This is a genomic window from Nonomuraea sp. KM90 (assembly GCF_052246675.1).
Classification (GTDB): Bacteria; Actinomycetota; Actinomycetes; order Streptosporangiales; family Streptosporangiaceae; genus Nonomuraea.
Window position 1 is genome coordinate 20,862 of the sequence record NZ_JBQQCB010000128.1, and the last position, 7,111, is coordinate 27,972.

A 7,111-nucleotide genomic window follows, 5' to 3' on the forward strand; every position below is an offset into this window, starting at 1 on the left:
GCCGATGATCAGCGAGCACCGGCTTCCAACATGTCCGCCCCGATGATGGCTGAGTCAGCTGTGTCGCCCACGGCATAGTCGACGGCGGCTCGAAGGCTCATCTGGGCCCCTTGCGCCCATGCTTCGTGGTATGCCGCCGTGCCGATTAAACGCGTGACCTCTTCGGCGCAACGAGCATGCGCATCCGCGAACGCCGGGCTACCCATCATGGGCAGCCCATAGGCCCTCCAGTTCACATCCGCGGCTCCGTGCAGGACGGCCGCCATTCTCGGTGACCAGCCCGCATCGACCACCACCTGGGATAATGCTTCCAAGCACAAGACGATGCCAAGAACATCCCGGAAGTGTCGCTTCATCCGTAGTGCAGTCTGGAGGGCAGCGATGGTTTCCGGAACATGGCCAAGTGCCCGATGTGCTAGAGCCTGTACGTAGTGCGCGTAGGAACGTAGCCAGGTTTCGCCGACTGCGCGGCAGCGTGTCACGCACTCGGCGAGCACGGGCAGGGCGCGCTGGGGTTCGCCCTTCATGGTGACGACCAGGCCCAGCTCTACGACCGCCGGCAGGAGTCCGGGATTGAGATGTTTCGGATCGGCGCTCAGATACTCCAGTGCCTGGCCAAGATAGGTCGCGGCCGACTCCAGGTCGCCACCGAGAAAGGCGGCGGTGCCGAGCATCTTCGTGGCGACGGCCAATGCCTCGGGATCTCCCACCTTCACTGCCTCGGTGCGGCATCGGTGAGCCGCTGCCGTGGCGCTGGACAGGTCTCCTTGCGCGTTGGCCAGGTACGCTTCAACCCAGAGTGCCTGACAGCGCGCCTTCGAGGGCTGGGGTGAGGCATCCAGAGCACGGTGCAGCCAATGGCGGCCTTCGGCCGAAAAGCCGCACGCCACCCACAGGAACCACAGGCTGCTGGCCAGGCGCAGGCCGTGATCGGTGTCCTGTGTCTGGCGCAGGCTCCAGTCGAGGGCAGCCCGCAAGTTGGGGAGTGCCTGGCGCATCCGCACGAACCAGGGAATTTGCTCCGACCCTGACCAGGCTCCTTCACCGCGTTGGGCGAGGCCAAGGTAGTAGTCGCGGTGCCGCCGCTGCAGGAGGGCCTTTTCATCCAGTTCGCTGAGCCACATCGCTCCGTACTCGCGCAGCGTGTCGAGCAGGCGGAAGCGTACCGATCTGTCTCCTTCTTGCCGCACGACGATGGACTTGTGGACCAGGCTGTCAAGCGCATCCGCGATCCGCGAGGCCGGCAATTCTGAGCTGGCGCAGACCGCCTGGACTGCGTCAAGATCGAAGTTTCCGGCGAAGACGGAGAGCCGTGCCCAAAGCAGCCTTTCGGCCGGCTCCAGCAATTCGTGGCTCCAGCCCATTGCGGCGTGCAAGGTCTGATGGCGTTCGCGGTCGACGTCATACGCTGAGGCGATCCCGTCAAGCACGTTCGCGCGCGCGATGAGCTGCTCAAGGGACAAGTGGCGGAGTTGACCGGCCGCAAGCTCCAGAGCCAACGGGATTCCATCCAGGCGTTGGCACAGGGTGGTCACCTGGGAGAGGGTGTCAGGGCCCAGCTCGAAGCCGGGAGCGGCCCGTTGGGCTCGGGCCGCGAACAACTGCGCGGCCTCGCTGCCCGGCAGGCCGGCTGCGCTGGCAGACGCGCGGGTCGACATGGGCGGAACCTGAATGATCCTCTCCCATGGGTGCTCCAGCGGGATACGACTGGTGGTGATGATCTGTACCCGGGGTGCGACGTCCAGTAGTTCTGCGGCCAGGTTGCGCACGGGTACGAGCATGTGCTCACAGGTGTCCAGGATCAGAAGAAGTCGCTTGTCGCGCAGGGCTTCGGCCAAGACGACGCGTTCCTCGCGTGCGGAAACGTCGGCGAGATCCAGGGCCGAGGTCAGCGTGCTGACCAGCAGGGTGGGATCGACCAACGACGACAGGTCCACCAGCCACACACCGTCTGGATAATCTGCGGCCGACCATCGCGCTACTTGAATCGCTAGACGGGTCTTGCCGACTCCCCCGCCACCGCACACGCTGACCCACCGAGACTCGCCCAGGGCTCGGGCGATCCGCACGCACAGTTCGCCGCGACCGATGATGTCGGGGAGTCCTTCGGGCAGATTCCCTTCACGGCTGTAGAGCAACACGCCCACGACATCTCCCTTCGTAGGACCGGCTTGCTCGTCGGCTGTTTCGGCAGCACGGCCGTGACCGATCGGGCGGGAAGGGAGTGGACCGGGTGCTGGCCCGCAGAGCCAACCGTGGCTGATCCACTAGTGCGATCATCATCTGCGTTGTAAGTTGCATAGAAAAGCTGGGAGGTGCAGCTTGAAAGGGCCGAATGCCCGAGTCGCGCGCTGGCTCGATCGCCTTATCCGCGTCGACGGTCCTCCTGGGCAACGCATGCCGGTACGAGACGTCGAAGCTTTCATCCAGGAGCGGGTCGGGCACGGCCCGTCGCGCACCACGATCAGCGATCTCCTCGATCCCACCAGAGCGAAGAATGTCTCGGTGGACAAGACGATCGTGCCCATCGCCATGGCCTTTGGAGAATCTCCGGCCGATCTCGAGCGCCAACTGGGTATCAAGCTGAGTGAACACGCCCGACTGATGCTGGAGTTGGGCCGCAACGAGGCCCTGCGTGAGGCCGCGAAGGCCTTGGCCGCGCTGTCGCCGACTGCGCAGGAAGCCATTTTCCGGGAGATAGCGGCGGCTGCAGCCGGCCGAGATGCGGCGACACCGGCCGTGAGCGGCGAGAATGAAACGATCGCATCGGCCGGTTAGCAGAGCCTGACGCACTGCTCACTCACCTCCCGGTCACCAGCCACATCCCACCCGCGCATCCTCGTCAGCTCACCTTCGCCTGTCCTGCATGGCCATGGCCTTTCACGTGGCGTGATTCCTCATAGGCGCTCTGCGGTCCAGCCCACGTCCGTGCCAGTCGCGGCGCTCCATTTCTCGACGATGCGCTGATTTGATCGCGCTCCCAGCCATTTGTCAACTGTCAGCTTTCGGTGTTCACTAGCAGATGACTCGACGATCCGCTTGAGGGTCCAGAGGCGAAGGGCGGACGCTGTGGCAACGATGGATGAACGCTTCCGACAAGCATTAAAGGATCGGAACCTCTCGCAAGCCCTGTTTCGATACAAGCTCGCGGAGCAGGGCTTTCCAGTTACTACCAGTTATGTCAGTGGCTTGTGCAGTGGCGTGCGCGACAATCCCAACGTCTCCCTGCTCGTCGCGGCCGCGCGAGTATTGCATGTTTCCCTGGACTGGCTGTGTGGCGCGGACGAGGACGAGTCCGGCGGCCGCACCGATGCCGCTTACTCAGCAGCACCACCGCGTCCCACCGAAGTCATCGCCGGCTACAAGACGCTTCCCGCCTCGTCTCAGCGATCCATCGCCCATCTGATCCACGAACTCGCCAGGCTCGAGAAGGGAAAGCAGCAGCAGGCACCCGCTGCTCGACCGCCAACATGGTCGGAGCCCCTCACCCACGTCCCGGTGAGCACTCATCCCTTTTCGCCCCTTCAGGTGGCGCAGGCGCTCACCCCGGCGCTGCCCGGCAACCCCCTCGGTCAGCGACTGGCCAATCTCAGGGCCGCAGCCAAGGTCTCGGCGGCCGAGGCTGCAGCGGCCATTGGCGCATCCGAGCAGGTCATTCTCGGCATCGAGGAGGGTGAACGACTTTCCTCTGAGACAGAGCTGGGGCAGTTGCTCACGCTGTATGGAGTGACCGCTCCTGAGCACCGTACGCTGATCTTTGAGGTTGCCCGCGGTGAACATGCTGGCGCTTGGTGGCTCGAGAGCTATTTCGCTCCCCTGCCCCTGTGGCTGGTCACGATCATGGCGGCGGAGGCCAACGCTGGAATCATCAAGGGCTACGCAGCTGAAGGCATCCCCGCGCTCTTGCAGACAGAGGATTATGCCCGAGCCGCTCGCGCAGCCGCACACTACCCCGATCAGGCCGATGAGCACATGGACCTTGCCGCGCGTCTGGTGCTTGAGCGGCAGATCGGACCCCTCCAACAGCAGTCGGCACGTTTGTGGTGGGTCATCCGGGCAGCGGCGCTGCTCGACATGCCAGGAGACCGCGACGTCAAGACGGGCCAGATCACCCACCTCATCGACTTGTCCAAGCGGGATAACGTGGCGCTGCGGATCATCCCCCTGGATGGGGAACGGTATTGTCCTCGCGGTGGATCCTTCACCATTATGCAGCGGTTCGGCAGGCCGAATCTCGTATGCGTCAATGGACTCGTCGAGGACGACATCATCGCTGGCCTTGAGGAAGCGGATGCCTATCTTATGGCCCATATTCGGCTTGACTGGAGCGCCGTCCCCGACCATCAGACCGTGCAGACACTAGCCGATATCAGACGACACATCGCCGAATCGTGAGCAGGTGGCTCACACATACAGTTGATCTCTAAGGATCTCCATGACCACACTTCCGTCGTTCGACCGTATCACCGCCGCCGGCATGTACGACTGTGCCCTGCAGGGGGTCAATCACACTAAAGAAGAGGCTGCCGCCGTGGCCAGAATCAGGGAGAGAACACCGTACTACGTGCCCACCATCGAGCAGAACCGCAAAGTGCTCGGACGCATGGTCCGATACCTCGTGAACCAAGGCGTCCGCCAATTCCTGGACATCGGCACCGGTTTACCGACGCAGAGCAACGTCCATGAAGTTGCCGAGGGCGCCAAGGTTGTCTACGTCGACAACGACCCGCGCGTCATCGCGCACGCGCACAACCTCATGGCAGGCTCGGATCGTGTCCGCATCGTTGAGGGCGATGCTCGTCAACCCGACGATATCCTGAAGCACCCGCACGTGGCCGACTTCCTCAGCCAGCACGAACCAACTGGCCTGCTCATGCTCGGGATTTTACACTTCATCACCGACGCCGACGGTGCATACGAGCACACCGAGCGCTTCAAGGCAGCCATGTCACCCGGCAGCTATATCGCGATAACGCATGGCACTATGGACGGTTTCAAGCCAGAGCTCAATAGAGTCGTCTCCCAGGAGTACAAAGACTCATCAAATCAGCCAAATATGCGAACCTTCACCGAAATTCTCACCTTCTTTGAAGGTTGTGACCTTGTACCGCCCGGCCTGGTCAACGTGATGCATTGGCGCCCGGATCACGCCGAGCCGGAAGTCCCTCCCGAGCATATCGGCTTGTACGGTGGCATTGGCAGGATCCGTTTCCCAAGGAGAGGGTAGCGCCATCATCGTCGAGGCTTGCCATCTTTAGCACGTACTCGCGTACGCGGCCGGGGCCACAACATGCGTAGAGCCTGAGCGCCATCTGAAACGAAAGCGATCGGAGAGACATGGCATACAATCCCAACGATCCGGAACTCCGACGTGACCCATTTCCAACCTATCGATGGCTACGCGACGAGAAGCCGCTCTATCACAATCCCGACCTCAATTTCTGGGCGTTATCGCGCCATCAGGACGTCGCCGACGCGTTGCGAAGGCCCGACGTCTGCTCCTCCGACCATGGCCCCGCTCTGGAGCAGTTCGGACCAAACGCCGCGGAGGCGATGGGGTTCGTCGCCATGGACCCTCCATTGCATACGGAAAGGCGACGACTTGTCTCCCACGCCTTCACCTCCCGCCGTGTCAGCAGCCTCGAGCCGCGCATCCGCAAGCTGACGCGTGAGTATCTGGCGACGCTCCTGGAGCGCGGCACTGGCGACTTCGTGGCCGATTTCGCAGCACGTATTCCGGTGGATGTCATTTCCGAACTTATCGGAGTGCCAGCGGCCGATCGATCGCTGCTACTGAGACTCAGTCATCAAATCATGACGCGCGAAGACCTGCACGGAAGGCTTACGCCCGCGGTGGAGCAGGCCAACGTCGAGCTGTATCAGTACTACATCCAGCTCATCACCAAGCGCCGCCGTTCGCCCAAGGACGACTTAGCTTCTGCATTGCTCCAGGCAAACAGCGAGGGCAAGCACCTGTCCGATGGCGAAGTCGCAGCCACGCTCATGTTGCTCGGCATCGCTGGCAACGAGACAACCATCCGGCTACTGACCACCGCTTGGCGATGCGCCTGGGAGCATCCTGACCAGCGTGCGGCAGTGTGGTCGGGAGACATCGGGATCAGCGCCTGGGCCGAAGAAGCACTGCGATTCGAGGGACCCAGCCAGTACACCGCCAGGCGCGTCACACGACCCACGGAGTGGCATGGTGCCGTTGTGCCAACCGATACGCGGCTGCTGCTGTTGATCGCAGCAGCGAATAGAGATGAGCGGGCCTTTCCTGACGGCGACCGTTTCGACATGCGCCGCGATCCTAAGATTCTGGCGAAAACGCTCGCGTTCGGGCTTGGGCCACATTTCTGTCTCGGCGCCCTGTTGGCGCGCCTGGAAGCCACAGTGGTACTGCAGGAGCTCGTGGCGGCCGTCAAAGTGGACTACGACCTGGATATCGCGCATGCATCCTGGAGTGCCAGCCCTATTGTCCGCGGTCACGCGCAGTTGCCCACCACGATCAAGCCCAGGTGATGGCCGACCGCTGTCACATGCAAGGAGCGGTCGGCATGCGATCTTGCGTCAGGCGGACTCGTCGTCTTCGCGGTGAGTGAGTCCCGCAGTGGCCAACCTAGCTTTGAGGCGGGGCGCGCGAACGCCGGTGCCGCTAGCATCGTCACGCAGGCGATGGCGGGCTGGCCAGAGGGCCGGCGTTGGGGAAGAAGCAAAGCACCGCAGGTGGGGAGACAAGTCGATAGAGGGCAACGACGCCGCGGTGTACGCGTTCAGGCCGGCCCTGCGCCTGTTCCGCCAGCAGCGCGGCTACTCACAACGCGAACTCGCCAAGATCACGTTCTACGACTTCACGCCGCCAAGATCGACGCTAAGTGGATCGCGCCCGATCCCGTGGTGGCGGCCGAGCAGACTCGTGGTTCTCGATGCCGTCAGCGTTGCGCAGCGTCCGCAGGTACCTCAGAGGGCGTTTGATTTGAGTAGATTGCGCCTTATGTTCTAGTAGGTGTCTCGCCAGGTTGGGGTGGTCTCGTCCGTTATGCGTTTGGTGAGATTGTCGATCGAGGCGATGTAGATCATCGCTTCAGAGCTGGCGGGCAGAGTTTCGTAA

General features: G+C 62.8%; 5 protein-coding genes and 1 pseudogene. 4 read left to right on the plus strand and 2 right to left on the minus strand.

The window, feature by feature from the left end; all coding sequences use genetic code 11:
* Positions 1 to 8 precede the first annotated feature (8 nt).
* On the minus strand, positions 9 to 2,147 hold the full coding sequence (locus ACTWPW_RS53325; protein ID WP_443173460.1) for an ATP-binding protein: 2,139 nt from the start codon (positions 2,145 to 2,147) through the stop codon (positions 9 to 11).
* A gap of 175 nt (positions 2,148 to 2,322) precedes the next feature.
* Here ACTWPW_RS53325 and ACTWPW_RS53330 point away from each other — a divergent pair, with 175 nt between their 5' ends.
* From ACTWPW_RS53330 to ACTWPW_RS53345, 4 genes are all read left to right on the plus strand, one after another.
* The gene (locus ACTWPW_RS53330; protein ID WP_443173461.1) at positions 2,323 to 2,778 is read left to right on the plus strand and encodes a hypothetical protein; all 456 of its coding nucleotides are present in this window, start codon (positions 2,323 to 2,325) and stop codon (positions 2,776 to 2,778) included.
* A gap of 300 nt (positions 2,779 to 3,078) precedes the next feature.
* Positions 3,079 to 4,395, plus strand: coding sequence for a helix-turn-helix domain-containing protein (locus ACTWPW_RS53335; RefSeq protein ID WP_443173464.1), 1,317 nt, complete (start codon positions 3,079 to 3,081; stop codon positions 4,393 to 4,395).
* Between the two features lie 40 nt (positions 4,396 to 4,435).
* Entirely contained in the window at positions 4,436 to 5,227 is a 792-nt protein-coding gene (locus ACTWPW_RS53340; protein ID WP_443173462.1) for an SAM-dependent methyltransferase, read from the plus strand.
* Positions 5,228 to 5,337: 110 nt separating this feature from the next.
* The gene (locus tag ACTWPW_RS53345; protein ID WP_443173463.1) at positions 5,338 to 6,522 is read left to right on the plus strand and encodes a cytochrome P450; all 1,185 of its coding nucleotides are present in this window, start codon (positions 5,338 to 5,340) and stop codon (positions 6,520 to 6,522) included.
* Positions 6,523 to 6,999: 477 nt separating this feature from the next.
* Here the strand turns inward: ACTWPW_RS53345 and ACTWPW_RS53350 are convergent.
* A pseudogene (locus ACTWPW_RS53350) lies at positions 7,000 to 7,111 on the minus strand (IS5/IS1182 family transposase); the annotation flags it as partial.

Coding starts and splice junctions, on each gene's coding strand:
- ACTWPW_RS53345 (WP_443173463.1), top strand. CDS start 5,338: ATGGCATACAATCCCAACGATCCGGAACTCCGACGTGACCCATTTCCA.
- ACTWPW_RS53335 (WP_443173464.1), top strand. CDS start 3,079: ATGGATGAACGCTTCCGACAAGCATTAAAGGATCGGAACCTCTCGCAA.
- ACTWPW_RS53340 (WP_443173462.1), top strand. CDS start 4,436: ATGACCACACTTCCGTCGTTCGACCGTATCACCGCCGCCGGCATGTAC.